The organism is Frondihabitans sp. GW821-FHT04F02, from assembly GCF_059420045.1.
On sequence record NZ_JBWKSZ010000001.1, the window covers coordinates 1,046,104 to 1,070,106 of the forward strand.

Sequence of the window (24,003 nt, forward strand, 5' to 3'; positions counted from 1 at the left end):
GCCGCTGACATCGGCGGGGGGCTTGAAAGGCGAGGCCTAGGCGCTAGATGAAGCAGGGATGAATCGACGCAAGTACTCCCGGAGGGGCGCGTCGCAGACATAGACGAATGTGCCGAGGATGCCGCGAGTGAGGAGCACTCCGTAGATCTGCGTGATGAATCTGAGGAGGTCGTCGTCCGAGTACGTCAGACCCAGTGCCGGGTTGTTCTCCTTGCCCTTCTTGTCGAAGTACGAAGCCCGGTCCACGAAGAGTCGCTTCTCGATCGGATCGAAGCGCAGATCGGGACCGATGATGACTCCGGCGTAGTTCAGGTCGTAACCCTGCACCGTGTGGATCGAACCGACCTCGAGCACCGACCCGGGGGACGCTATCCAGTCGGTTGCCGTGCTGTTCCATCTCAAGTCGAGCCCGTCGATCGTGATGTCGAAGGCGGCTGAGTCGTTCTTCGATGTCCACGGCCAAGCGAACCCGGCAACAAGTCGCGACAGTCCGACATCAGCGTCTCGCTTGAGAATCGCAGCCCTCATGGCTTCGATGTCGTCAAACAACTGCAGGTCGTAGCCGTCGAACATCGCTGGGGCCAACAGGTCGGCTCTCGAACGCGTGCCGAGCAGAGATCGCACGTAGCCGACGTAGTCCGAACCAGCCTGAACTCGCATTTGGGTCCGAAGCTTGTGGTAGCGACGAGCCTTTGAGGTCGATTCGATCAGCTCAAGCAGCGTCTTCGCCGGGAGGTCCGCAGGCCGCACGCTCTGCGCCGTATCGAGAAAGAAGATTTGTCGCGTGCTCTTGCTCTGAATCCAGTCGAGCTGGGTCTTCGACTTGTCGTCCCAGCCGAAGAGTTTCGTGGTCACGTCCCGGAACAGCGCGTTCTGAACGCCCGAGGGCTGATTGGCCCTCTGGTTGAGTCGGTGCGACTCGTCGACAAGAAGCAGGTCGAAGTGTTCCGCAGACCGGCCGACATCGAATGGTGTCATGACCATCGACGGCCGTAACCCCGGAGTCTTTGCGAAGACCTTTTTGATGGATTCGCGGAGCGATTGCTGCGGTACGACGAGTCCGATCCGGAGCCCTTGAAGAATCTTCTTCGTGTCCTCGACGAAGTATTCAGAAAATCGAGCGTCGGGGTCAAGGTCTTCCAGAGAGGTGAAGGTCATGATGTCGGTCAGCAGCTTCATCAGGTAGATCGCCACCACGGTCTTGCCCGTCCCAGGCTCACCCTGCACGACGATGGCCGCATCGATCGGCGCAATGTCGGAGCCCTGGCTCTCGATGTCGCCGATCAGACCGTCGACGATGTCCTCGACCGAGGCGGCTTGCTCTTCGGAGAGGGTCTTGAACGGCGAGAGCTTGAACAGGTCGCTGTTCTCGATCTCGTGAGCGGTACGGGTGAAAACCCCATCTCGGACGAGCTCGTCGAAGACGTCCTTGAACCCCGATCGGTACGCATCCCGATCGAAGTAGTTCGCTTCGGTGATTCCGATGTTCCGATTCAGAACCCGGTAAGCGCCGTCGCCAGAGAGCATGCGGATGAGGTAGGCCTCCAGGTCAAGGCAGACGGACTTGTTGAACCTCTCGTCCAAAAGGACCCGGATCGAACGAAGATGTTGCTTCGCTGGAGTATCGAGGTGCTGCCTCATCCGAGTCGCGGCGTTGAGAGTCTCTCCTACGTAGATATCGCTCAACGCTCGTCTACTCTTCGCGCGCGGCTGTGAGTCGTCGTCGATGACGTAGACGACGGGCCAGTTCGCGTGACGGGGATCACCTTGTTTCCACACTTCGACCGCGCGCTTCGAGAACGGCAGTCGCTCTATCTCAGAGCCGGTCATACTTCGTGCTTCGTCCGCGGGCCTTGTCGACCGGGTACTTGAGGCGTGACTTCTCAAGCTTCGAGGCAACAATCTCAGCGGGATCTACGCCGAGCCGGTCGGCCAACATCAGACAGTAAGTCAGCACGTCAGCCAGCTCGTCGCGAACCCGATCGGGGTCTCCGTCAGCATTCCACTGGTAGCACTCGAGGAGCTCGCCGGCCTCGATCGAGATGCTCTTGGCGAGGTTCTCGGGACTGTGGAACTGCGACCAGTCGCGCTCTTCGACGAATGCGCGCAGCGACTCGGTGGTCTCTTCCCAGTTGCTCATGAAGCCCTTCACCAGTCCCATAAGTAATGATCACCACTCGAATTCAAGCAGTCACTTTTGGCACAAGGTTGCGGGAAGTAGGGCAAGTCGGCAAATCAGAAAAAATTGGCAGTCGTCGCGACCTCTAGGGGGACGACCCATATCCCTAGGGTTTCAATACTGCGTACTTGCCGAGCCTTTCCATGCCGCAAGCCTGGTGCACCTAGTTCATTCTTGGAATAACTCCTTGACCCTCTGACTGGAGGTGGCCTCATGCTGGCTTTACTGCTTAGATGGGTTCAACCCCTTAGGGGCAAACCCCACAACTGCGGAGGATATCGTGGAAGCACAGCACGGCTTCAAACCAGTCGGAGAAGTCACGGCGGACGACCGGGCCCGCATTCCCGCGGGCAAGGCTGGCGTTCGGCGCGATGACCGTTACGCAGTAGCGGTCAACGACGATGGATCCATTCTCCTCACCCCGCTCGTCTCTGTCGCAAAACGCGAGTTGCTCGTGTGGGAAGACGAGATGGTCCGTAGCTCCCTTGCCCGAGGCCTAACGCAGAGCGCAGCAGGTGAGACCGTCGGTCTTGGTAGCTTTGCTGACTTCCTAGACGAGGATGACGAGTGAGCTTCAACCTCGTTTTCACTCTTGAGGCAAGAGATAACCTTGATGCTCTCTCCGGCCCTTCAGATCAAGCACGTCTGAAAAAAGTCCGGCGTGCCCTTGCGCGCCTGGAGGCTAACCCCAGATATCCGTCCCTTCAGTCACATAAGTACAGCTCATTGAAGGGCTCGGACGACGAGGAAGTCTGGGACTCCTACGTGGAAAATCACACTCCTTCGGCGTGGCGCATCTTCTGGCATTACGGTCCTGGTCCGGGGGTCATCACGGTTGTCGCCATCACTCCGCATCCGTAAAATTGACGCTAGGGGGCAAAATGGACGATGAGTTTGAGCGGCAGATCATGCTGGATGCTCTCGTGTCCTACGCGGATGCGTGCACGCTGCCCGCACTGACGCCGACGTGCCCTTTCTACGTGGAGGTGGACGGTCGACCGACGTGCGGTGAGCAGTGTCGCGACATAGCTCAAGCCCGTGGAGCAGAGCCCCGTCGTGTCCGCTCCAAAGACCTAGGCGGTCTCGTTCTCTTCGGCCGCGAACTGCCTGTTCGCAGCGTCGCCGGTCAGGATGACTTCGACGCGGGAGAGATTCGCCTGCGATACGAACATGAGGAGCCTCTTCATCAGCCCACAACAAGCCTCCTGGTGGGTCTTCGTGACGTAATTACTGCTGGCGCGTTCGAAGGAGCTACAAACACGGGCGAGGCCCTCACGTATTGGGGTGAATTGGACCGACGCGGCTTTCCCATTGAGGCCGTTGCTGCGAACGGTCTGGTGAATTCAATCGCCAGCACAGTCACACTCTCGATCGCTGTCCCTTTGCTCATCAACGCCGGTCTCACGCCGCTTGCTGCCAATGAAGCAGTGGACTCACAACTGAACAGCCCGCACCGCGGGGCGTGGACGAAAGTCCTAAGGGGGACCTTCGACGCCGTTCAGAATCAACCGCGCCTCCGGCTAAAGACGCTCCGTCCTGATCCGAGGACCCTTCGTCGCCGTCTCGGCTCAGTGATTGCGCCCGAGGTCTCGGATACTCAGTTCGATTTGGCTGTTTCGACCGAGCCGTTCATAGCGTTTGTACTTGGCCCCGAAGCACGCCGCCGCGTGGCCGCGTGGCTGGCCCACCTCTTCGAAACCGATCTCGAGGCGGCGCTTTCGACCACAGCCCCCGAACACATCGAGACGTTCGCAGCATTCCCCTACCGAGGTCGCGACGAAGTTGCCGAATGGTTGAGCGACCGGTTCCTGCTCACAAACCTCAACCAATGGGGCTCGACATCTCTAACACTCGAGTGGAGACACCTCAGCGGGCAGCACGACACCGACTGCCCAAGCCGAATACTGGCAGAGCGAAAGCTTGACCGTTCCACTGTGGGCGAACGGGCTCTGGCCACCCTCGGCGAGAAAACCCCACGTCGCGTCGACCCGCAACCGCTCAGCCCTGACCTGTTCGTCCACCCGGCTCAGGTTGCACTCAATCACGGCCAGTGGGATACGGCAATTGGCATCTTTGACGGCCTCACGCGAATGATGCCAACGGATCATGAGGCCTGGAACAACCTCGGCTTTTGCCAGCTCGCGGTCGACCCCCAGGCTGCACTGGACTCGCTAGAAAACGCCAGTCGCATGCGTCATGGAGACACCATTGTCAGCGCTGCTAATCGGGTCCTTGCGTTGCATCAGCTTCACCGGAATGACGAAGCGCTCGTCCTAGCCGACAAACATCTGGAGACAATTAGCCCGCGCTCAGGCGTCGCAGTCATGTGGAATCACCCTTCCGACGCCCCAAACACGCTCATCGATGACGTCGACCCACACGAATACCTTGGAGGGCTTCGAGAGCATATTGCGACGTCGGCGCACTGCCCCTAGGAGGTTTGGTTGAGGCCACGGTAGACAGGCCCATCCACGACGCTTCGAGATAGTTTCCAGACCGAAGATTCTTCGCGGGTTCAAGTGTGCCATAACCGAAATGTGCCGAAACGCATAGGTTGCGGGACAAGTATCCGGACTCTGTCTCCAGAGACCAGCGCCAGCCTCGGGGCCCAGCTCTGACGCCGATCGCGACGGGTCGCATTGTTGGCTCGTGGTAGGAACGCGTGCCGGACAGTTTCGATCTCGGCCTTACATAGCCTTGCCCCACGGCAGCTTGAAAGTGTCTTTCGAAAAGGATGCGCTACGGCAGCTGGGAAGCTGCACCACCGGTGCACCATTCTCACCTGTAAAAGCGAAAACCCCATTCTTACCAACGCTTTTCCCTGCCGCTGCCTCTGAGATTTGAGCGGTGCGAATGCAAGTCACACCGAGTGTCTTAGCCGCGCGGAAGTCGTCTTTCTTGATAGAGGCCGATTTTCTTCATAGTGCCAGGCGAAGAAGTCCATGGTTTTTGAATCGAAGGCCGAGCATACGCGACCTACGCGCTCCGTGATAGCGCCTTCGAGATCCGGCCCTGCTCCGCGTGCACGACGGCCCGCTGCAATGACGCCATCCTCGTCCACGACGATGTAGCCACGCTCGTAAAGGTCGTCACAGCCCAGGGCGCAGGCGCGCATCGCAATGGCCGGATTGAGCTTCTCCTCGTCTGTCGCTTGCGATCGCTTCTTGATGTGTGCCAAGACGAGAAGCGACACAGGCAACGTCCTGCCGCACAGGTCGCATGTGTGCTCATCCTTTCCCTGAAACACATAGCGGTGAAGCTGTGCGTGCTCACCCCGCGTGACGACGACGACTTGACCGTCCGGCCGGTACATGATCGCGAGCTGGCCTCGACGCTCTCCCCCGGGACGAAGCTCGGCGACGTCATCATCGGGCTCCGCGACCAGGCCGGCCGCCCCGAAAATGACCTCGTAGACGGCCGGGTCAAGCTCGAAGAGGTACCCCTGCTTCACACGACCCCGCCGGTCGAAGGGCGAGTTGGGGAACTCCGCAGACCACTGCTGGCGATAGGCCAACGACACGACGTCGATGGCGACGGGCGGGTCCAGCTCGACGGATTCGAGGGAGATCTCTCGGCCAAGCTCGGACCACGCTTGCTCTCCACCGCGCTGAATCGACACAGTCGCTGACCGAGCTCGTGCCAAGGCCGTGCTGACGGCCCGAATTCTGTTGACGGAGTAGTGAACGATGACGTCTCCAGGCTGGACATCGTCCATCCTGCGCCAGTGCTCCTGATCGCGATCCGTTTTCAGCGACTTGTACGGTGCCCAGATCGCCCGCTGATCGAAGGCTCCACGATAGGTATCTCCCTGGTTGACCCACCAGAAACGAACTGCCATAACAACCCCCGGCTGACCTCGGGGTACGGGTTCGAGGTCAGGTTTTGGCGAGAGCTCCCTGCGCTCTGCCTCGACGAGAGTGACAGGAAATGACAGATAGTCGAAAGCCCCAAAGGGGGGCACCAAGCGCGCATAGGCTCGCCGCATGACCGAATGGTCAGCCCTCATTCCCAAGGCCGCGCCTGACCTCACCGGCTACGAAAAGTTCGCCGGCACCGGTGGCGCCCGTGTCATCGACTTCTGGAAGTTCGCCCTCGGCGACCTCAGGATGAACAACGCGCGCGGCTACCTCGCCGAATTTCTCGTGGGTAGGGCTCTCGGAATCAAGCCGTAGAAGCGCGTCGAGTGGGACACCTACGACCTCAAGCTCGGCGAGACCACGATTGGAGTCAAGGCCTCCGCGTACCTTCAGGCGTGGGATCAACGGCGGCTGAGCGACGTGAAGTTCATCGGCTTGTGGGCTACTCCGGTCGCGCCGGCGGTGCCCGGCGCCCCAGCCGCCGCGAGGCCGAAGACCCTGAATGCGATGGTCTACGTGCTCTGTGCCCAAGTCGCGACCGAGCACGAGAAGTACGACCCTCTCGATGTCAGCCAGTGGGAGTTCTACGTCGTTGCACGGTCGAAGATCGAGGCAACCGGGCTCGGGAGCATCAGTCTCACACGAGCTCGCGAATTGGCCGGCACGACGACTGCATGGACGGACCTTAGGGCAGCAGTCGAAGCCGCCGCTGTCAGTGGGAATCTGGACTAGGCGCCGATCACGCCAAGCCAGAGCCGATCGCGAGCTCGGGTCGCCCCGACGAACATCTCGCGGCGCAGCAGCGACAAACGCTCGCGTTCAGTGTCGCTTGCCGTGGCAGGTGCTTCAGCCAGAATGTGCGCGGGCACTCGCGCCACGAGAACCTCCTTGAACTCGAGGCCCTTGGCGCGCTTAATCGTGCCGACTTTGATGGCATCGACGGGATGCCCCTTGTAGTCGTCGAGGTCCATGGTCGGGATGCCGGCAGCGGTGAAGGCCCGCCGGAGCGAGGCGACGTCGGCCTTCGTCAAGGCAAGGACGGCCATGTCGCCGGCAGAAGTGCCCGGACGCGCCAAGCTCCGGCAGGCAACGGCAACAGCGGCCGCATCGTGTACATCGCGCGAGGTAAACCGGGCGACCTCGGGAACGGGGCCGGTTCTAGCGACTTGGGCAACCGCATCCTGCACGCTTGTCACGCCCTCAATGTCGGCGAACTCATCGCCGGCCACGAACGTGGCCGCGAACTCGAGGATCTCGCGCGTGTTGCGGTGGTTGACGCTCAGGACGACGCCTCGTCCGGCAAGGCTGATGCCGACCTCCGAGAGGGCGTAGCCGCCGGGGTAGATCGTCTGCTGGCCGTCGCCGATGAGAGTGAGGCCGTCGGGGCGGTTGCCGACGAGTGTGGACAGAAGAGCGATCATGGCGCACGAAAGGTCTTGGGCTTCGTCGATGATGACCGAGCTGTAGGCGTTGAGAGGCGTCGACCGAAGCGACCGGAGGGCAAGGAGGATGACGTCCGCGAAGTCGACGACACCGCGAGCGCGCAGCTCACTCTCGTACGTCTCGAAGAGGGCCCAGACGGCCTTCCGCTGCTCGTACGCGAGGCGGTGCTTGCGGCCGATGCGGGCGAGGTCGGCGTACTGCTCAAAGCTCGAGATGCCGCGGCCCTTGATGACGTGCGCGATCTCGTCGCGCCAGTAGGACGGCGTAACTCCGTCCCTCGATCGAATTGCTCCGTCACGGGGCTGCTTCGAGTAGGCGATGTTGAAGATGTTCTCGGCGGCTCCGGGGTCGAGGGGCGGACGGATGCCCCGCTGGCGAAGGAGTCGTAGCGCGAAAGCGTGGATACCGGTGAAGTCGACTCGGTCGACGAGATCAGGCGCCATCGACGCGAGCAGGGTCGCGAACACGTCGGGCAGGGTCTTGGTGTAGGTGGCGAACAGGACCCTTGAGCTCGGGCCTGCACTGCGCGCGAGATAGGCAGTTCGGTGCAGACCGACGACGGTCTTGCCCGTGCCAGCTCCGCCTCGAATACGAGCCGGACCGTTGAAGCTCCGTCGCGCCACCCGTGCTTGGGCTGGGTCGAGGAACGTCATCCACTCCTCGATGGGCTTGGGAAGGAATTGCGACAGGAGGTCGCCGTCTAGGCCATCATCTTCGTGCTGATCAGCCTCGACCGCTGGCTCTGGCTTCACGACGGCCACAGTGGCGGGAGCCGGGAGCGGCACGTTGATCGCGGCTATCGGGTGAAGCACCGGGAAGTAGTCGAGCAACTCGCGCACGACGGAGTCGACTTGGCCACGGGAGAGGCGGTTGCCCTTTCGACGGATGTAGTTGACGACGTCGTGCTCGCCCACAATGTCGACCGAGCGAACGTGACCACGGAAATCGCGTCGGCCGGCGAACACCGCAACGGCCTGAACTTCGTTGGGAGAAAGACCGATTTCGGCAAGAACTCCATCGGTGTTGCGAGTCAGGTCGGCGAGGTTGTCGAGATCGTCACTGACATCGGCCTGCCCTCGGTAGATGCGGCCATCAACGATCGAGACGTCGGCCCACGCTTTGGTGTCAACGATGAAGACTCCACCGGAGCCGACCACGATGAGGTCGACGTTGGCGTTGCGGCTCCCCGGCCAGGCTCGGTCGGGCAGGAGGTGGTAGCCGCGGCCACTCAGGACGCTGAGGACGTCGGCAACTCGCCTCTCGGTGATTTCGGCGATGCGGTAGCGGGCGGCTGCTCCGGCGGCCACCGCCGCCTCGCGCGTCAATTCCTCGAAGAGGGACTGCTGACGCCGGGCTTCTGTGCCTGCTGATGTGCCCGCAGCGGTCATGTCGTCGTTCCCCTCGACTTACTCGTCGACCGACGCGGAGCGCCACAGGCGGGGCCTGCGTTCTCGGTCGTTCCCCCGGCCGGCGAACGGTTCGTTTTGGTTCATGTTTGCTGGTGAAAGGCGGTGACGGTCAGTCCCAGAAGGAGGGGGATGGTGCGTCGCCCCATGGATCTCGAGATGGCGGCTTTGTCGCTCCGTCGAACGTCGGCTCATTCACCTCTTTGGGAGGTCGGTGTAGCCGAAGGGCTCGGTAACCCGCTTATTTCGCCCCACGTGGGCGCGATAAGCGCAGTGGCGGACCAGGCGAACGCGAGGACGGGCAGCAGTCCCGCGCCGCGCACGATTGGTTCAAAATCGTCAGATCTCACGAACGCGGCTCCTGCGGTCACCAACCAGATTGTTGCGGTCAGGGCCGAGATCCCGCAGGGCACCGCCACTGCCGATCGAGACGATGAGCGAGCGAGGATTGCTCCGAGAGCTACCAGGGCCATTATCAGAGACGGCCCGAGAGTCGAAGCAGCGAGAACGTTCGCCGACATGGTCATCGACACCTGCCCATCGGTGCCCCTCTGAGTCGGCAGGGACGCCGGGAGCATTGGTCGCCAGATAAACCACGTGACGGTTCCCACAAGCGCTGGCAGGAGTGCGAGCGCGCTACTGGCACCAAAGCGAAATGCGAACGACATTCTGTGCTTCAAAGACGGCTCCTGACCTGCGGCTTAGTCGTCACGGACATTGCAGGATCCTCCGCTCCAACCGCCACACGGCAATACTCGGCACCACCGACATCGTCGCCCGGCGGTAAGACATCCGCCTCGGCGAACGCTCTGCCGACGAACTCTTTCGCGCTGATCGCCGGCGGAAAGCTGGCTTCTGCTTGCTAGCGAGCGAACCCTTCCGAGCAGCCGATGTAGGCGTCGAACTCGCCGTCGACGGCCTGAGCGATCTGCTTCGCCGAGAGGGCTTCGGATTGCACGACACCAATCTGCAGATTCGACGCGTGGCGCACGTCCGAATCGTCCGAGCAGGCAGCAATGACGACATAGCGGCTGCTCCCCCAGTCCGTCGGCGCAAACTCGGGCTCGACGCCGAATGATTCTCCTAGATCCTGCACGGCGCGACCCACGCCTGCTGGCGCCGCGGTGGCCGTGAATGCCAATGGTTTGCCCACTAGGTCTCGTGCAGACACCGGAGGTTCGGCATCTTCACCGCAGCCAGACAGCGTCGCCGTCGCAACAACTACGACAACGGCGACACCCACGGCTCTTACCCACACGTGAACGTGTTCTTCTTCGGGCTAAACGCGGTCAAGGTACCGCTCGTCGATCGACTGGCGACGGCACCCGAGACGACTCTCTCGCGCTTGACCTTGTAGGTGAATCGGTCGCCGCGCGGCCACGCCCTCCAGCGGCCGTTCTTGGCGAGCTTCGGCGAGGTACATGAGACCGACGCGGACTCGGTCGTCGCAGTGGAGATCGTGAGCGATGACGACACGACGCTTCGCGTGGCACCGAGCGCGAGACCTACAGTGCGAGTCGCCGACGTGTTTTTGGTGATCACGCACGTGGCCCCGGCTCGTATGGCGAGGCAGTCGCCGAGCACCTGCGACTTGTTCGTGAAGTTCGACGTCTTGACCTTGTTGACCGTCGAGTAGCGGTCATAGACCACGACGGGAATGGTGCGACTACTCGAGCTGGAGTTCGCGTCATTCGCGGACTCTTGGGCTGCATGGGCTGGCGCAGCGACCAGCGATGCAGCCAACAGGGTCACCGTCGCGCAGGCAGCGAGAGCGGCACGGCGGGAACGGATGGGCATCGGGACTCTTCTTTGAATCGACATGCAAAACAACGTACCGTGTGTGAAATTCACATTTCAACCAACAGCTGCGCTTGAATGTCGAGGCGCGGAATGGCCAGTTCGATGCGCCGCAAACGTTCTACCCGCCACACCACCACCCTGGTCGCCACCGGCATCGTCGCCTCGCGCCTAACCGGCTTCGCCCGGAGTGTCCTTCTCGTGGCGGCGATCGGCGGCACGAGCGCGTCGCCCGGCGGGCAGATCTTCGACGTCGCGAACGCGCTGCCGACGAACTTCTTCGCGCTGATCGCCGGCGGAGTGCTGGCCTCTGTGCTGCTCCCCCACCTCCTCGAGCACGTGGCGAAGGGGCAGCGGCGGCAGCTCGACAGCATCGTGACGGCCGCACTCCTGGTCGGGCTGGTGGGCACGGCGGCGCTCCTGGCGGGAGCGCCCGGCCTGGTGCGGATCCACGCCGGATCCTGGCCGGCCGACTGGCTGCGACTCGGAACGTGGCTGGCGCTGTGGTGCCTCCCGCAGGTGTTCTTCTCGGTCGCATTCGCGGTGGCGGCCCAGCTACTCAACGCCTACGGCAGCGTGGTGGCGGCTGCATGGGCGCCAGTGGCCGCGAACGGGGTTGCGTGCGGAGGGGTGGCCGCGTTCCTGCGCCTCGTGCCCTCGGGGTTGGTGGCGCCTGACGAGTGGACCCTGACGATGGTGCTGCTGACGGCGGGCGGGGCCACGGCTGGCGCCGTCGTGCAGGCGGCGGTGCTGGTGGTGCCGCTGTGGCGGTGCGGGTTCCGGTTTCGGCCGCGCTTCGCCTTCAGATCTCTCGGCAGGATCGGCGACGCTGCGCTCTGGTCGTTCGCCGCGACGCTGGCGGGGCAGCTCGCGTTCGTCGTCACCTCGTCGGTGTCGTCGTCGGCCGGCGCTCGGCTCACCGCCGCCGGGGTCGTCGGGCCCAGCCTGAATTCGCTGTCGAACGCGTACGTTCTGGTTCTGGTGCCGTTCAGCGTGTTCGTGGTCGCGGTGACGACGACCAAGGCCAAGGCGCTGGTCGAGGCGTCGCCGCAGGAGCTCGAGCGACTCGTCGGGCGGCTGCTCGGTTTCGTGCTGGCGGTGATGACTCCGTCGGTGGTGGCGCTCGTGGTGCTCGCGCCGGTCGTGAGCCGGATCATCTGGAACACCGACGTGATCGGCACGGTGATGATCTGCCTGGCGCCGGGGATGATTCCGTTCGCGCTGCTCTACGTCTGCACCCGGGTGCTGTACGCGGTGAGGCGGGCACGGCTGGCGTTCGTGCCGCAGGGGGTGGTGGCGGTGGTGACTGCGGCGAGCGCCGTCGTGGCGTCGGCCCTGCTGCAGGACGAGCAAGTCGTGCTGGGTGTCGCAGTGGGGGTCGGGGTCGCGAATGCGGTGGGTGTGGGTGTGGCCCTGGTGCTGATGCGACGGCGTGCCGGGGTGCGGGTGGGGCTGTGGCGCCTCGCGCACCCAGCGTCGTAGCGTGTGGTCATGGACACCCCGCGGACCATCGACGACTACCGATCGGGCGCCGTGCACGAGAGCTGGATGCGGATCTGCCGCTTTCTGCTGAGCGACGAGGAGTTCCGCACCCTCCGCATCGAGATCGTCGACGACCATGGCAAGGCTGTCGCCGGGAGCACGGTCGTCGGCGAGAACGACTTCGGCGCGCGCGTCACGATCGCCGACGAGCAGCTGAACGTCTCGCTGTTCGAGCCGCGCTCCGTCGACGAGATCGCCTGGCAGTTCTACAACGACCTGCAGGACTTCATCTCGGAGTCCGCCTTCGGCTGGGGCGAGCTGCGCGGGCCGATGTGGGCGTGGGACGAGCAGTCCGGGCCGGCGCCGTACGAGGCGTGAGCCGAGCGCCGTCACGGGGGTAAGCCTGTTTCGGTCGGAGTGACTTTCCCTGGGCGTGAATTCACGCACAGCGAAAGTGTCCCGAAAGGGAAGGCGGGGGGGCGGCAGGCGGGGCGCGGGCGGGCGGGCCCGACGGCGGCGCGCCAGTTCCTGCGCCTGTAGGCACTTCTGGCCCTGTGGACAACTCTGCCGGGGTCGACGGGGTCGTCTACGGTGGACGTGTGAACGACGCCCTCTTCGACAGCCTCTTCCGCGCCCTGGAGGCCGAGCCCGACAACGCCGAGCTGCGGGGCCAGGTCGCCGAGCTGCTGCTCGAACGCGGGCGCCACGCCGAGGCGCTCGAGCACGCGTCGCGCATCCTCCGCACCGAGCCGACCAGCGCCACGGCGCTCACGGTGATCGCGGGGGCGAGTGCAGCCCTCGCAGGAACTCCGGCTCCCCAGCCAGCAGCCCTCTCCGCCGAGCCTCCCGCCGCCCCAGCCGCCGCACCCGCCGCCGCCGCGCCGACCGCGTTCGACTGGCACCGCGCCGAGGCCGACCTCGGCCCGCAAGACGTCCCCGCGCCGTTCGTGAGCGACGACGCCGACGGCACGGACGACGGGCGCATCGCCATTCAGCCCGGTGACGACGCCGTCGTCCCCTCCCTCGACGTCGAGATCCCCAAGGTGACGCTGGCCGACGTCGGCGGCCTGGAGGTGGTCAAGCAGCGGATCCGCGAGTCGTTCCTCGAGCCGATGAAGCACCCGGAGGTTGCGGCCGCCTTCGGCAAGACGCTCCGCGGCGGGCTCCTGCTCTACGGCCCTCCCGGCTGCGGCAAGACGTTCATGGCCAAGGCGATCGCGGGCGAGCTCGGCGCTCGGTTCATCACCGTCGGAATCAGCGACATCGTGGGCAGCTACCAGGGCGAGACCGAGCGCAACCTCCACAACCTGTTCGAGAAGGCCCGCAGCCTGGCGCCCGCCGTGCTCTTCCTCGACGAGCTCGACGCCATCGGCGCCCGCCGCTCCGGCCTCGGCGCCGGCTGGTCGGGGCTCCGCCTCATGGTCGACCAGCTGCTGCTCGAGCTCGACTCGATGGTCGCCGACAACGACGGCCTGTTCGTGCTCGGCGCCACGAACTCGCCGTGGGACGTCGACGCGTCGCTCCTTCGCCCCGGCCGCTTCGACCGCATGATGCTCGTGCTCCCGCCCGACGCCCCGGCGCGCGAGGCCATCCTCACGCACCACCTCGAACGCCGCCCCATCGCCGGCATCCAGCTGCAGAAGCTCGTCGACCGCACCGACGGCTTCTCAGGCGCCGATCTCGAGCACCTCGTCGCCTCTGCGGCGGAGCAGGCGATGACCCGGTCGATCAAGTCGGGCGTCATCGAGCCGATCAGCATGAAAGACCTCGAGACCGTGCTCAAGCAGGTCAAGCCGAGCACCGGCTCGTGGCTCGTCAGCGCCAAGAACGTCGCCAGCTTCGCCAACGCCGACGGCCGCTACGACGACCTCGTCGAGTACCTCAAGCAGAAGCGGATTCTCTAGCGACCGATGGAGGGGGACGCAGAGGGGATCATCACCCGGGCCGATCAGCTACGCGGGCTCGGCCAGCACGACCGTGCCCGCACACTCATCGACGACGCCCTCGGCGCCGACCCCGAGAACCCCGACTTGCTGTTCGAGCACGCTCTCCTGCTCACCGACGCCGGCACCCGCTGGGGCCTCATCCTGGCCGAGAGCACCCTTCGCGAGGTCATCGCCGCCGAGCCCGACAGGCTGACGTTCCGCGTTGCCTGGGCCACCGTCATGTCGCTCCTCGGCCACCTCGACGAAGCTCGGTCCGCCCTCCTCGACCTGCTCGCGGTCTCGCCCGACCTCGCCGAAGCCCATCTGCAGCTGGCGATCACTTACCTCGGCGAGGGCGACGGCAACGCGCACCTCGCCGACGAGACCCTGGCCCGCTCCGCCTCCCGCCGCAGCCTCGAGCTCACCCGCGGCTCGACCCGTGCATACCTCACGGCGATCACCATCGAGCGCCACTTCGGCCACGACGCCGAAGCCCTGCGCCTCACGAACGCCGCGCTCGAGACCGACCCGACGAACCAGCCGCTGCAGGTCGTCCGGGCCGAGCTGGCACCCCTGGCCGAGCAGGCGTCGCGCGCCCTCGACCTGCTCACGCTCGACCCGACCGACGGCCCCTCGCGGTCACTCCTCGACGCCGTCGTCACCTGGCGTCGGCGCGCGGCCGCGACCCCGCTCCTGCTCGCCGCGCTCCTGCCGGGGCTGCTGCTCGTGCTCGACCTCTCCCCCGCGCTCCCGGCGGTCGGAGCCGTCGCCTCCCTCGTGGTGTGCGCGCTGGCCGGAGCCGCCTACCGCGACTTCCGCCGCGGGCTGCCCCCGGCGTACCTGGCGCTGAGGCGCACCGAGTTCAGGCAAGGTCCACTCGTGGTCGGCGGGGCGGCGGCCGGGCTGGTGGTGATGGCGGTCGGTGCGGCGGCGGCGGTGGCCTCAAGGGATGCCGCCGCGTTCCTGCTGCTGATCGCCTCCCTGATCGACTTCGCCGTCTTCGTGCTGATCGCGCGCGACGACCACCGGATTCTCTACCGTGCCCAGCCCGGCGCGGCGTCCGCGTACGGAACCGCCTACCGCTTCGCCCGACGACGCCTCGAACTCGGCGCCTGGACCGCAGTCGCGACCGCCGTCATCGGCCTCGTCATCGCGGTCACCCCCTACGTCCGCAACGACGTCGACCCCACCGCCGACGTGATCCCGTTCGCCGCCGTCGGCGCCGCGTTCGCCGTCATCACGATCTACACGCTCGTCGAGACCGTCGCGTCGCACCAGAGCGTGCCGCTCACGCGCAGTCGGATGCGCCTGTTTCGTGCCCGCCGGGCCCTCTCCGTGATGGCTGTCGCGCTGACGATGGGCAGCTTCGCGGTGGGCGCCGCCACGGGCTTCACGCTCGATGACGGCGCAGGAACTCCCCGCCCCGTCTCGACCCTCCACCCCGCTCCCTACACCCCCGACCCTGCCGAACCCGCCTCCGGGGCCTGCGCCTACACGCACCCGCACGCCTTCACGCCCTCGACCCCCTGCGGCCCGTGATGGCGACCGACCCCGAAGCCGTCTTGCACCAGGCCCTCACCTTCGAGGGGCTGGGGCAGACGCAGCGCGCCTTCGAGCTCGTCGGAGCAGCCGTCGTCGAGCACCCCGGCCACCCCAGGCTGCTGACCGAGCTCGCCTCGCTGCAGGCCGACCTCGGCGACCTGCCGCGCGCCGAGGTGCGCGCCCGCGAGGCCGTGGCCGCCGCGCCGAACGCACCCGGGCCGCGCATCATGCTGGCCAACATCATCCTGCGGGGCGGCCGCAAGGAGGCCGCCCGGAAGCACCTCGACGTCGTGCTGCAGCTCGCGCCCGACCACCCGGCGGCGCACATCAACTACGCGCTCACCTACCTCGGAGCCCGCTCGGCCCGCGAGCGCGCCATCGGCCGCCAGGCGTACGAGCGCGCCCTCGAGCTGAGCCGCGGCTCCTCGTCGATGGTCGACCTGGCCGCGATGATCGAGCACGACTACGGCAACGACCCCGAGGCCATCCGGCTGCTCGACCAGGCGCTCGAGCTGGAGCCGCAGAACCGCGCGCTCCTCAAGTCGCGTGTGGAGTACTCGGCCGTCGGCGAGCAGACCGACGCCCTGACGACGCTGCTTCAGGCCGACCCGGGCGACTCCGAGTCGCGCGAGCTGCTCGACGCCGTCGTCACGTGGCGCCGGCGGGCCGCGGGGTCGGCTCCGCTGATCGCGGCCTTCCTGCCCGCGCTGCTGTTCGTCTCGACACGCGCCTGGCCGATGACCGTTGCCGGAGTGGTGATCGGCCTCATCGGCTGCGCCCTCGCCGGCGCCTGGTACCGCGGGTACCTGCAGCGGCTGCCGGAGGCGTACCGGCGGGTGCGCCGGTCGGAGTTCCGCGGGTTCGGGGTGGCGCGGGCGCTCGCGGCGGCGGGGCTCGCGGCGCTGGCGGCCGCCGGGGTGGCTGCGCCCGTGTCGGTGTGGGCGAGTTCCTGCGCCCTCGGGGTCTCGGCCCTGCTCGAGGTCGCCGCGCTGTCGATCGCCGCGCAGGACGACCGCCGCGTGCTCCGGACGGCCCGGGCCCGCACCGGCTACGCCTGGTACGGCACGGCCAACCGGTTCGGAACGCTCCGTCAGGAGCTCGCCCTCTGGACAGCGCTCGCCACCGCCGTCGTCGGACTCTCGGCATATTTGACGGGGTGGAGCGTCGTCTCGGGCGGCGCCTCGGTCGCCCCGCTCGTCGCGATCGGGGTGGTCACCGCCGCGATCGCGATCTTCGCGCTGTGCGAGGCGATCATGACGACGGCCAGCGTTCCGCACCGGTTCGGCGGGCGGCTGGCGTTCCGCTACCGGCTCGGGATCGCCGCGCTCGCGACGCTGGCACTCGTCGGGAGCCTGACCGCCGGCGCGCTCACCGGGTTCGCGCCGACGTCGTCGTCGAACCCCTCGCCCGGCGGTGACCCGTCGGTGGTCGACCCGGACTTCGACTTCCCGACCGACCCGGTCACCGTGCCGCACATCACGTTCTCAGTGCCGCCGGTGCCGACGTTCGCGCCGACGCCGTAGGGGGCGGGGGCGGCGTGCCCTCCGCGGCCGCATCTAGTCACGAATCCGACTTCTCGGCGCGTTTATTCGCGACTAGATGCCGGAATCGCGACTAGATGCGTCGGCGCGGCGGGGCGGGGCGGCGTGGGGCGGCGAGCGCCGCCTCGATCTCGAGCTCGAGGGCGCCGGCCGTCGAGCGATCGTCGTAGAACTCGACCCACGCATCAGCAACGTGACCAAGCGGGTCCGCGTCGTGGACGACGTACGGAGCGTTCGACGCGCTGATCCGCTTGGTGCCGTGGTCGTCGGGTTCGCCGAGCACGAGTGCGTCGACTCCGTGCGACTCTCCCAGGGCCGTGATGACCTCTGCCGATCGCGCGCCGATGACGGCCACGATCGTCGCGTTCTGGACTGCCACAGCCCACTGGACGTCCCGGGTGCGGGATGCACCCACGTGCAACCCGCTCGGGGCCGCCGGAGACGAATCTCAGCGAATACCCACCTTCCTGCTCCGGGTCTCCGAACAGTCGTCTGAAAGCAGGCATTCGACGACTCGAGGCAGCCATGACCACCATCACTCCCCCGCGACTCACGGCGGCTCGGCGCCAGACGGCCTCGGTAGCGGCCTCACCTCTTGTGGAATCAGAGGCGCTGCGGGCTCTCGATGAGTCGGCGAGCCGCCGCCTCGTCCGTGCAGCCGAGCGTCGTCGCCAGCGTGTCGTCACCGTGGCCTGCTCGATCCTCGTCGGACTCGGCGCCACCGGCACCCTCGCCTTCGCAAGCCTCCTCGTCGCCGGCCACTAGCGGCGCTTCGGCCACCCACGACCGGCTCCAGGCCTCAGGCCTCAGGCCTCAGGCCTCAGGCCTCAGGCCTCAGGCCTCAGGCCTCAGGCCACGGTGACCGTCACTTCGTCCCAGCCCTCGGCCCCGTCGGGAGCCGGCGGAACGTACTTCGCCGTCTGCCGCTTGCCGTCTTTCGACGTCGCCCGCACCTGGATCCGGTGCCGGCCCTTCGTGGCGTCCCACCGGTACACCCACTGCCGCCAGGTGTCGTCGCTGATCGAATCGGCGAGCGTCGCCTCGACCCAGTCACCGTTATCGACGCGGATCTCGACGGCGGCGACGCCGGTGTGGGGCTCCCACGCGACGCCGGCGATCGGCACGGTGCCCGCCGACACGGTCTTCGAGCCCGACGGGGTGTCGATGCGCGACTCCAGCTTCGCCGGCCCCTTCTCGGTCCACCCTCGCGTCGACCAGTACGCCTTCTCGTCGGCGAAGCGCGTGACCTTCAGCGATGTCACCCACTTCGTGGCGCTCACGTAGCCGAACAGGCCGGGCACGACCATCCGCACCGGAAATCCATGCTCGAGCGGCAGAGGCTCGCCGTTCATCCCGATCGCGAGGAGCGCCTGCGTCGAGTCGTCCTGCAGCACCGACAGCGGTGTGCCGGCGGTGAAGCCGTCGATGCTCCGCGACAGCACCATGTCGGCCGACGCGTCGGGAGCCGCGCGCTTGAGCAGCTCCCGGATCGGATAGCCGAGCCAGCGCGCGTTGCCGATGAGGTCGCCTCCGACCTCGTTCGACACGCACGACAGCGTGGCCGTGTGCTCGACGAGCGGGAGGTCGAGCAGCTGCTTCCAGGTCAAGGTGATGGGCGTCTCGACAAGCCCCTCGATCTGCAGGCTCCACGTCGACGGGTCGACCTGCGGCACGGAGAGCGCCGTGTCGATCCGGTAGAAGTCGGCGTTGGGCGTGATGTACGGCGTGATGCCGGCGACCGAGAGCGAAGCCCCCGCCGGAGCCGCATCCTCGGTCACGGCAGCGGCCGGCAGCTTCACTGCGGCACGCAGTGCCTCCGCATTGACGACGGCGCCGTTGATCACTCGGGCGCCCGCCCCGACCACGGCCCACGCCGCAGCGCTGAGCGCGGTCCAGCGGAAGAACGCGCGCCGTTCCAGGCCCGACGACCGCATGGCGGGCGACAGCTTCGGCCGCACCTCCATCTCGCCGGCGTCGTACCGTGCGGCGGCCTCCCACCGGAACAGCCGCGCGATCACGGCATGGAGCACGAGAGTGGCGACGATGGCTCCGACGAGCGACGGCACGATGTCGAAGTTGCCTGCTCCGGCACGGGTGCGCACGGCGAGGATCGCCAGCAGCCCGCCGACGCCGAACACCACGCGCCCCCACGGTGGCCGGCTGCGTTCGAGCAGCCCGGCGCCCGCCGTGATGATCACGAGCAGAACCCCCATGAGCGCGAAGAGCGCAGCCTTGTCGCCGGTGCCGAACAGCGCCACCATCAGGTTCTTCGCCCCGGGCGGCGCGAGGTCGATGACCGCGCTGCCGACGCCCACGAGCGGGCTGGACCCGGCGCCGATCACGACGGCGACCGCCTCGGCCGACGCGAGGAACGCGATCAGGGCGAGGACCCCGCCGAGCGCCGCCCACACCTTCAGCGCGCGGCTCGACGGCACCGCCGCGGCAGGCGGGGCCGCGACAGGCGGAGCGACACGTGTGGTCATGGATCGAGGCTAGGCGAGCGGCCCGAGTTCCTGCTGTGGTTATCCACAGTCTCGCGGCATCTCGTAAGACCCGCGCCGTGCCTTATCGAAGGACGCCGCGTCGGCACACAAGGATTTCGCGCTCCGGCTGCAGGCACCACAAGGAGATCCGCCCTGCCGTGCGCACGCCACAAGGACGCCCACCCCCGCAATCCTCACCAAAGGCAGCCAACGATTTGCCAACCCGGCAAACGAGCTTGCCCCCGCACCCGCGCCGCCCCCACTCTGGGAGCATGACCTCCTCTCCCGTGCCCGACGAAGCCTTCTGGAACGACCTCTACGGCGACCGCCCGCGCTGGAGCGGCAACCCCAACCCGCACCTCGTCTCGACCGCGACGGGCCTCACGCCCGGCCGCGCACTCGACATCGGATCAGGCGAAGGCGGCGACTCGATCTGGCTCGCACAGCAGGGATGGGATGTGACCGCACTCGAGCTGTCCTCCGTGGCGCTCACGCGGGCCCGCACCGCCGCCGAATCCGCCCCCGGGCTCCGCCCCGTCGAATGGCTGCACGCCGACGCCCTCACCTGGCGGCCGTCGGGCGCCGACTTCGACCTCGTCTCGTCGCAGTACTCGCACTTCCCGCCCGCTGAGATGTCGACGCTCCTCGCCATGATGGCGGCCGCCACCCGCTCCGCCGGCACGCTCGTCGTGGTGGGGCACGAGGCGCACGAGCACGCGATGATCGGACCGGAGTTCTTCTTCGCCGCCGCCGACCTCGCCGTGCAGCTCGGCGAGGGCTGGACCATCGCGCAGGCGGGCCTGCTGCCGCATCCGGTGCGCGAGGGCCGCGACGAGGTGCTGGTGGCGGTGAAGGCGACCGCATAAGAGAGGTCGCCGCTGGCCTGGTGCGCGTCTTTCGCGGGTCTGCATCGGCCCGTCACACGTCCGCCTCGGGCCCGCCTCGGGCCTGTGGAGAACGCCGACGAGTGTCGGCGGCCCCTGCCAGACTGGACCCATGACCGAGGCACCTCCCCTCGTCGATGCGACGGACGTGATCCGGCTGGTAGGCCGGCCGGCGTTCGAGCGCGCCAAGAGCTCTGTCCGGTCGCAGCTCGTGCTCAGCACCGCGTGGGATCCCGTCGAGCACCGCCTGAGCGGGTCGGTCAAGGGCAGCGAGGCCGAGCCGTACGAAGCCGCGGTCACCCTCACGTCGGCGCGCGGCGACTACGGCCGGCCGACGCAGAGCACCTGCACGTGCTTCGTCAGCGAGGCCTGCAAGCACGTCGCTGCGCTCCTACTCGCGGCGAACGCGGCGAAGGTGCAGCAGACCGTGACGGCGGGCGCGCAGTCCGTGTCGCCGGGGGCGCCTCCCGACCCGGCCGCCCCCGCCTGGAAGTCCGCGCTCGACGCCCTCACCGGCACCCCGGCACCTCCGCGCGAGACGGCTACGCCGATGGGGCTCCAGTTCGAGCTCCGCGAGCGTGGTCGCACGCCCACCCAGCGCTGGGGAGCACCGACGTCGCGAGCCGCCACGCCCCGCTCGGCCACGGCGGGCGGCAGCTTCCGGCTCGGTGTCCGGCCCGTCACGATGAGCGCTCGAGGCAACTGGACTCGCGGCTCCCTCACCTGGACCACCCTCCCGTTCTCGCTCAACCGTCTCGGCTCCAGCCCCGAGCAGCACCGCTGGTTCGGCCAGTTCCAGGCGCTGCACCGGTCTGCCCGGGAGGCGTACGTGCCGGGCGAGGCCGACTGGCTGTACCTCGACGACTTCGCGAGCCCTCTGCTCTGGCCGCTGCTGGCCGAGGGCGCCCGGCTCGGCATCGGCTTCGTCACCGGCAAGCGCGAGACCGACGTGACCGTGGCCGACGAGGCGCGGCTCACGCTCGACGCCGCGCGTGCTCCGCTCCCTGCCGCCGCCGCCGACGCCTCGATCCACCTCACTCCGACGGTGCTCGTCGGCGAGCGCTCCCATCCCGCGCCGTTCGTCGGGGTCGTCGCCGACCACGGGGTCTACACGTGGGCCTTCACGCCCGCGCCGCACTTCACCCTCGCGCCGACGGGACACCTGACCGCCGAGCAGCGGGCTCTGCTGACCAGCCCGCGCCCGATCGAGGTTCCGGCGGCGGCGAGGGACGAGTTCCTGCAGGAGTTCTATCCTCGCCTCGCCTCGACGGTGGAGGTCGTCAGCTCGGACGCCTCGGTGGCGCTACCCGAGATCGAGCCGCCGATGCTGACGCTCACCTGCACGTTCGAGGAGGGCGACCGCCTCGACCTCGAGTGGGCGTGGGAGTACGCCGGCCGCGTCGAGAGGCTGTCGACGTACCCGGCGCCGGGCGATCTCGACGACGTGCTGGGCGGCCCGCCTGCCAAGCTCGCGTTGCGCGGGCTCGACGCGGCGGAGTTCGTCGCCACGGTCCTGCCGGTGCTCGAGGCCCGCGACGACGTGCGCGTGCGCCAGGTCGGCGAGCGCCCCGACTACCGCGAGCTGACCGAGACGCCGCAGCTCACTGTGACCACGGTCGAGACGGAGAAGCGCGACTGGTTCGACCTCGGCGTGCTCGTCACCGTCGAGGGCCGCACCATCCCGTTCACGCCGCTGTTCAGCGCGCTGGCCAAGGGCCGCGACAAGCTGCTGATGGTCGACAAGACGTACCTGTCGCTGAAGCAGCCGGTCTTCGACGAGCTCAAGCGGCTGATCGCCGAGGCCGAGGCGCTCGACGAGTGGAGCGCTGGTGGCGGTCCGGCGGGCGAGCTCCACATCAACCGGTACCAGGCGAGCCTCTGGTCGGAGTTCGAGGAGCTCGCCGACGCCAGCCACCAGGCCGAGTCGTGGCGCCGCACCGCCGAGGGGCTCAACGGCATCGCGGCCGGCGAGAGCATCCAGGCGACTCCGGTGCCCGACACCGTGCAGGCCGAGCTGCGGCCGTACCAGGTCGACGGGTTCCGGTGGCTGGCCTTCCTCTACGAGCACGGGCTCGGCGGCGTGCTGGCCGACGACATGGGTCTGGGCAAGACGCTGCAGATGCTCGCCCTGATGGAGCATGTGCGGCGGGGTTCCGGAGTTCCTGCGCCCCCGTTCTTGGTCGTCGCGCCGACGTCTGTAGTCTCGAACTGGGTGGCCGAGGCGGCGAAGTTCACGCCGGGCCTTCGTGTCGCGGGCGTGACGACGACGGCGGCGAAGGGGCGGCTGAAGCTCGACGAGCTGGCTGCCGCGCACGACGTGATCGTCACGTCGTACGCGCTTCTGCGGCTCGACCTCGCCAGGTACGAGGCGGTGGAGTGGGCCGGGCTCGTGCTCGACGAGGCGCAGATGATCAAGAACCGGCAGTCGAAGGCGCACAAGGCGGCCGTCGAGATCCGTGCGCCGTTCAAGCTCGCCATCACGGGCACGCCGCTCGAGAACGACCTGATGGATTTCTGGTCGCTCTTCCACGTGGTGTCGCCGGGTCTGCTGACGACGGGTCTGCGGTTCACCGAGGAGTACCTCAAGCCGATCTCGCAGCACGACCGGCCCGATCTGCTCGCTCGACTGCGGCGGCGCGTGCGACCGCTGATGCTGCGGCGCACCAAGGAGCTCGTGGCGTCCGACCTGCCCGAGAAGCAGGAGCAGGTGCTGCGCGTCGACCTCGCGCCGGCGCACCGCAAGCTCTACGACCTCGTGCTGCAGCGGGAGCGGATGAAGCTGCTCGATCTCGTCGACGACCTGGATCGCAACCGGTTCATCGTGTTCCGGTCGCTGACGCTGCTGCGGATGCTGGCGCTCGACGCGTCGCTCATCGACGCCGAGGCCTACGCCGACGTGCCGTCGTCGAAGCTCGAGGTGCTGCTCGAGGAGCTCGCCGACGTGGTGGCGGGCGGGCACCGGGCGCTGATCTTCAGCCAGTTCACGTCGTACCTCAGGCTCGTTCAGGCCCGGCTCGACGGCGCGGGCATCGCGCACACCTACCTCGACGGCTCGACGCGCCACCGCGCCGAGGTGATCGACGAGTTCAAGGCGGGGTCGGCGCCGGTCTTCCTGATCAGCCTGAAGGCCGGCGGGTTCGGGCTGAACCTGACCGAGGCCGACTACGTCTTCCTGCTCGATCCCTGGTGGAACCCCGCCTCCGAGGCGCAGGCCATCGACCGCACCCACCGCATCGGTCAGACCTCGAACGTGATGGTCTACCGGATGATCGCCAACGACACCATCGAAGAGAAGGTCATGGCGCTGAAAGAGACCAAGGCCAAGCTCTTCGACGCGATGATGGACGACGATGAAGCCGCATTCGGCGGGTCGCTCACGGCGGCCGACATCCGAGGCCTGCTCGAGGGGTAGCACTGGCTCGTGCGTGCCCTCGAGGGCGACGGACCCTGTGGATAACTTCTGC

At 67.1% G+C, this 24,003-nt stretch carries 21 protein-coding genes; 13 read left to right on the plus strand and 8 right to left on the minus strand.

What is annotated here, in order from left to right:
* Positions 1-36: 36 nt before the first annotated feature.
* Both AC07TY_RS04910 and AC07TY_RS04915 read right to left on the minus strand, forming a co-directional pair.
* Positions 37-1,830, minus strand: a complete 1,794-nt coding sequence (locus tag AC07TY_RS04910) for a DNA/RNA helicase domain-containing protein (protein WP_494784504.1) — start codon at positions 1,828-1,830, stop codon at positions 37-39.
* Positions 1,817-2,140, minus strand: a complete 324-nt coding sequence (locus AC07TY_RS04915; protein WP_494784559.1) for a nucleotide pyrophosphohydrolase — start codon at positions 2,138-2,140, stop codon at positions 1,817-1,819. The genes AC07TY_RS04910 and AC07TY_RS04915 overlap by 14 nt, the downstream gene beginning before the upstream one ends.
* Positions 2,141-2,459: 319 nt before the next feature.
* Between AC07TY_RS04915 and AC07TY_RS04920 the strand changes: the two genes are divergently transcribed.
* Genes AC07TY_RS04920 through AC07TY_RS04930 form a run of 3 tightly spaced genes read left to right on the plus strand, consistent with a single transcriptional unit; the run spans position 2,460 to position 4,614 of the window.
* Positions 2,460-2,750, plus strand: a complete 291-nt coding sequence (locus AC07TY_RS04920) for a hypothetical protein (protein ID WP_494784505.1) — start codon at positions 2,460-2,462, stop codon at positions 2,748-2,750.
* Positions 2,747-3,040 (plus strand): hypothetical protein, encoded by a 294-nt coding sequence (locus tag AC07TY_RS04925; protein WP_494784506.1) that lies wholly within the window; start codon positions 2,747-2,749, stop codon positions 3,038-3,040. The genes AC07TY_RS04920 and AC07TY_RS04925 overlap by 4 nt, the downstream gene beginning before the upstream one ends.
* 20 nt (positions 3,041-3,060) lie before the next feature.
* Positions 3,061-4,614 carry a tetratricopeptide repeat protein gene (locus tag AC07TY_RS04930; RefSeq protein ID WP_494784507.1) on the plus strand — a complete coding sequence of 518 codons (1,554 nt, stop codon included), beginning with the start codon at positions 3,061-3,063 and terminating at the stop codon, positions 4,612-4,614.
* Positions 4,615-5,039: 425 nt separating this feature from the next.
* On the opposite strand, the gene AC07TY_RS04935 is transcribed toward AC07TY_RS04930, so the two are convergent.
* On the minus strand, positions 5,040-6,017 hold the full coding sequence (locus tag AC07TY_RS04935) for a hypothetical protein (RefSeq protein WP_494784508.1): 978 nt from the start codon (positions 6,015-6,017) through the stop codon (positions 5,040-5,042).
* Between the two features lie 145 nt (positions 6,018-6,162).
* Between AC07TY_RS04935 and AC07TY_RS04940 the strand changes: the two genes are divergently transcribed.
* Complete coding sequence (locus tag AC07TY_RS04940) at positions 6,163-6,351, plus strand: hypothetical protein (RefSeq protein ID WP_494784509.1); 189 nt, start codon at positions 6,163-6,165, stop codon at positions 6,349-6,351.
* A gap of 105 nt (positions 6,352-6,456) precedes the next feature.
* Positions 6,457-6,768, plus strand: a complete 312-nt coding sequence (locus tag AC07TY_RS04945) for a hypothetical protein (RefSeq protein ID WP_494784510.1) — start codon at positions 6,457-6,459, stop codon at positions 6,766-6,768.
* Here AC07TY_RS04945 and AC07TY_RS04950 read toward each other — a convergent pair.
* From AC07TY_RS04950 to AC07TY_RS04960, 3 genes are all read right to left on the minus strand, one after another.
* Positions 6,765-8,867 carry a nuclease-related domain-containing DEAD/DEAH box helicase gene (locus AC07TY_RS04950; RefSeq protein ID WP_494784511.1) on the minus strand — a complete coding sequence of 701 codons (2,103 nt, stop codon included), beginning with the start codon at positions 8,865-8,867 and terminating at the stop codon, positions 6,765-6,767. The genes AC07TY_RS04945 and AC07TY_RS04950 overlap by 4 nt on opposite strands.
* An 880-nt stretch (positions 8,868-9,747) precedes the next feature.
* Positions 9,748-10,026 carry a hypothetical protein gene (locus AC07TY_RS04955; RefSeq protein WP_494784512.1) on the minus strand — a complete coding sequence of 93 codons (279 nt, stop codon included), beginning with the start codon at positions 10,024-10,026 and terminating at the stop codon, positions 9,748-9,750.
* Between the two features lie 107 nt (positions 10,027-10,133).
* Positions 10,134-10,535, minus strand: coding sequence for a hypothetical protein (locus tag AC07TY_RS04960; protein WP_494784513.1), 402 nt, complete (start codon positions 10,533-10,535; stop codon positions 10,134-10,136).
* A 240-nt stretch (positions 10,536-10,775) separates the two neighbouring features.
* On the opposite strand from AC07TY_RS04960, the gene AC07TY_RS04965 reads away from it, so the two are divergent.
* The 5 genes from AC07TY_RS04965 (at position 10,776) to AC07TY_RS04985 (ending at position 17,154) form a co-directional block, all read left to right on the plus strand.
* Positions 10,776-12,164 (plus strand): lipid II flippase MurJ, encoded by a 1,389-nt coding sequence (locus AC07TY_RS04965; RefSeq protein WP_494784514.1) that lies wholly within the window; start codon positions 10,776-10,778, stop codon positions 12,162-12,164.
* A gap of 9 nt (positions 12,165-12,173) precedes the next feature.
* Positions 12,174-12,542: a hypothetical protein gene (locus tag AC07TY_RS04970; RefSeq protein WP_494784515.1), complete on the plus strand. Its 369-nt coding sequence runs from the start codon at positions 12,174-12,176 to the stop codon at positions 12,540-12,542.
* Positions 12,543-12,763: 221 nt separating this feature from the next.
* Positions 12,764-14,068, plus strand: a complete 1,305-nt coding sequence (locus tag AC07TY_RS04975; RefSeq protein WP_494784516.1) for an AAA family ATPase — start codon at positions 12,764-12,766, stop codon at positions 14,066-14,068.
* Between the two features lie 6 nt (positions 14,069-14,074).
* On the plus strand, positions 14,075-15,628 hold the full coding sequence (locus tag AC07TY_RS04980; protein ID WP_494784517.1) for a tetratricopeptide repeat protein: 1,554 nt from the start codon (positions 14,075-14,077) through the stop codon (positions 15,626-15,628).
* The gene (locus tag AC07TY_RS04985; RefSeq protein ID WP_494784518.1) at positions 15,628-17,154 is read left to right on the plus strand and encodes a tetratricopeptide repeat protein; all 1,527 of its coding nucleotides are present in this window, start codon (positions 15,628-15,630) and stop codon (positions 17,152-17,154) included. Before AC07TY_RS04980 ends, AC07TY_RS04985 begins: the two co-directional genes overlap by 1 nt.
* Before the next feature lie 91 nt (positions 17,155-17,245).
* On the opposite strand, the gene AC07TY_RS04990 is transcribed toward AC07TY_RS04985, so the two are convergent.
* Positions 17,246-17,551: a hypothetical protein gene (locus AC07TY_RS04990; RefSeq protein ID WP_494784519.1), complete on the minus strand. Its 306-nt coding sequence runs from the start codon at positions 17,549-17,551 to the stop codon at positions 17,246-17,248.
* Positions 17,552-17,697: 146 nt separating this feature from the next.
* Between AC07TY_RS04990 and AC07TY_RS04995 the strand changes: the two genes are divergently transcribed.
* Positions 17,698-17,937 carry a hypothetical protein gene (locus AC07TY_RS04995; protein ID WP_494784520.1) on the plus strand — a complete coding sequence of 80 codons (240 nt, stop codon included), beginning with the start codon at positions 17,698-17,700 and terminating at the stop codon, positions 17,935-17,937.
* A gap of 83 nt (positions 17,938-18,020) precedes the next feature.
* Here the strand turns inward: AC07TY_RS04995 and AC07TY_RS05000 are convergent, their stop codons facing one another.
* Positions 18,021-19,655 carry a molybdopterin-dependent oxidoreductase gene (locus AC07TY_RS05000; RefSeq protein ID WP_494784521.1) on the minus strand — a complete coding sequence of 545 codons (1,635 nt, stop codon included), beginning with the start codon at positions 19,653-19,655 and terminating at the stop codon, positions 18,021-18,023.
* A gap of 272 nt (positions 19,656-19,927) precedes the next feature.
* Between AC07TY_RS05000 and AC07TY_RS05005 the strand changes: the two genes are divergently transcribed.
* Complete coding sequence (locus AC07TY_RS05005) at positions 19,928-20,521, plus strand: SAM-dependent methyltransferase (protein WP_494784522.1); 594 nt, start codon at positions 19,928-19,930, stop codon at positions 20,519-20,521.
* A gap of 130 nt (positions 20,522-20,651) precedes the next feature.
* Positions 20,652-23,951 (plus strand): SNF2-related protein, encoded by a 3,300-nt coding sequence (locus AC07TY_RS05010; protein WP_494784523.1) that lies wholly within the window; start codon positions 20,652-20,654, stop codon positions 23,949-23,951.
* Positions 23,952-24,003 lie beyond the last annotated feature (52 nt).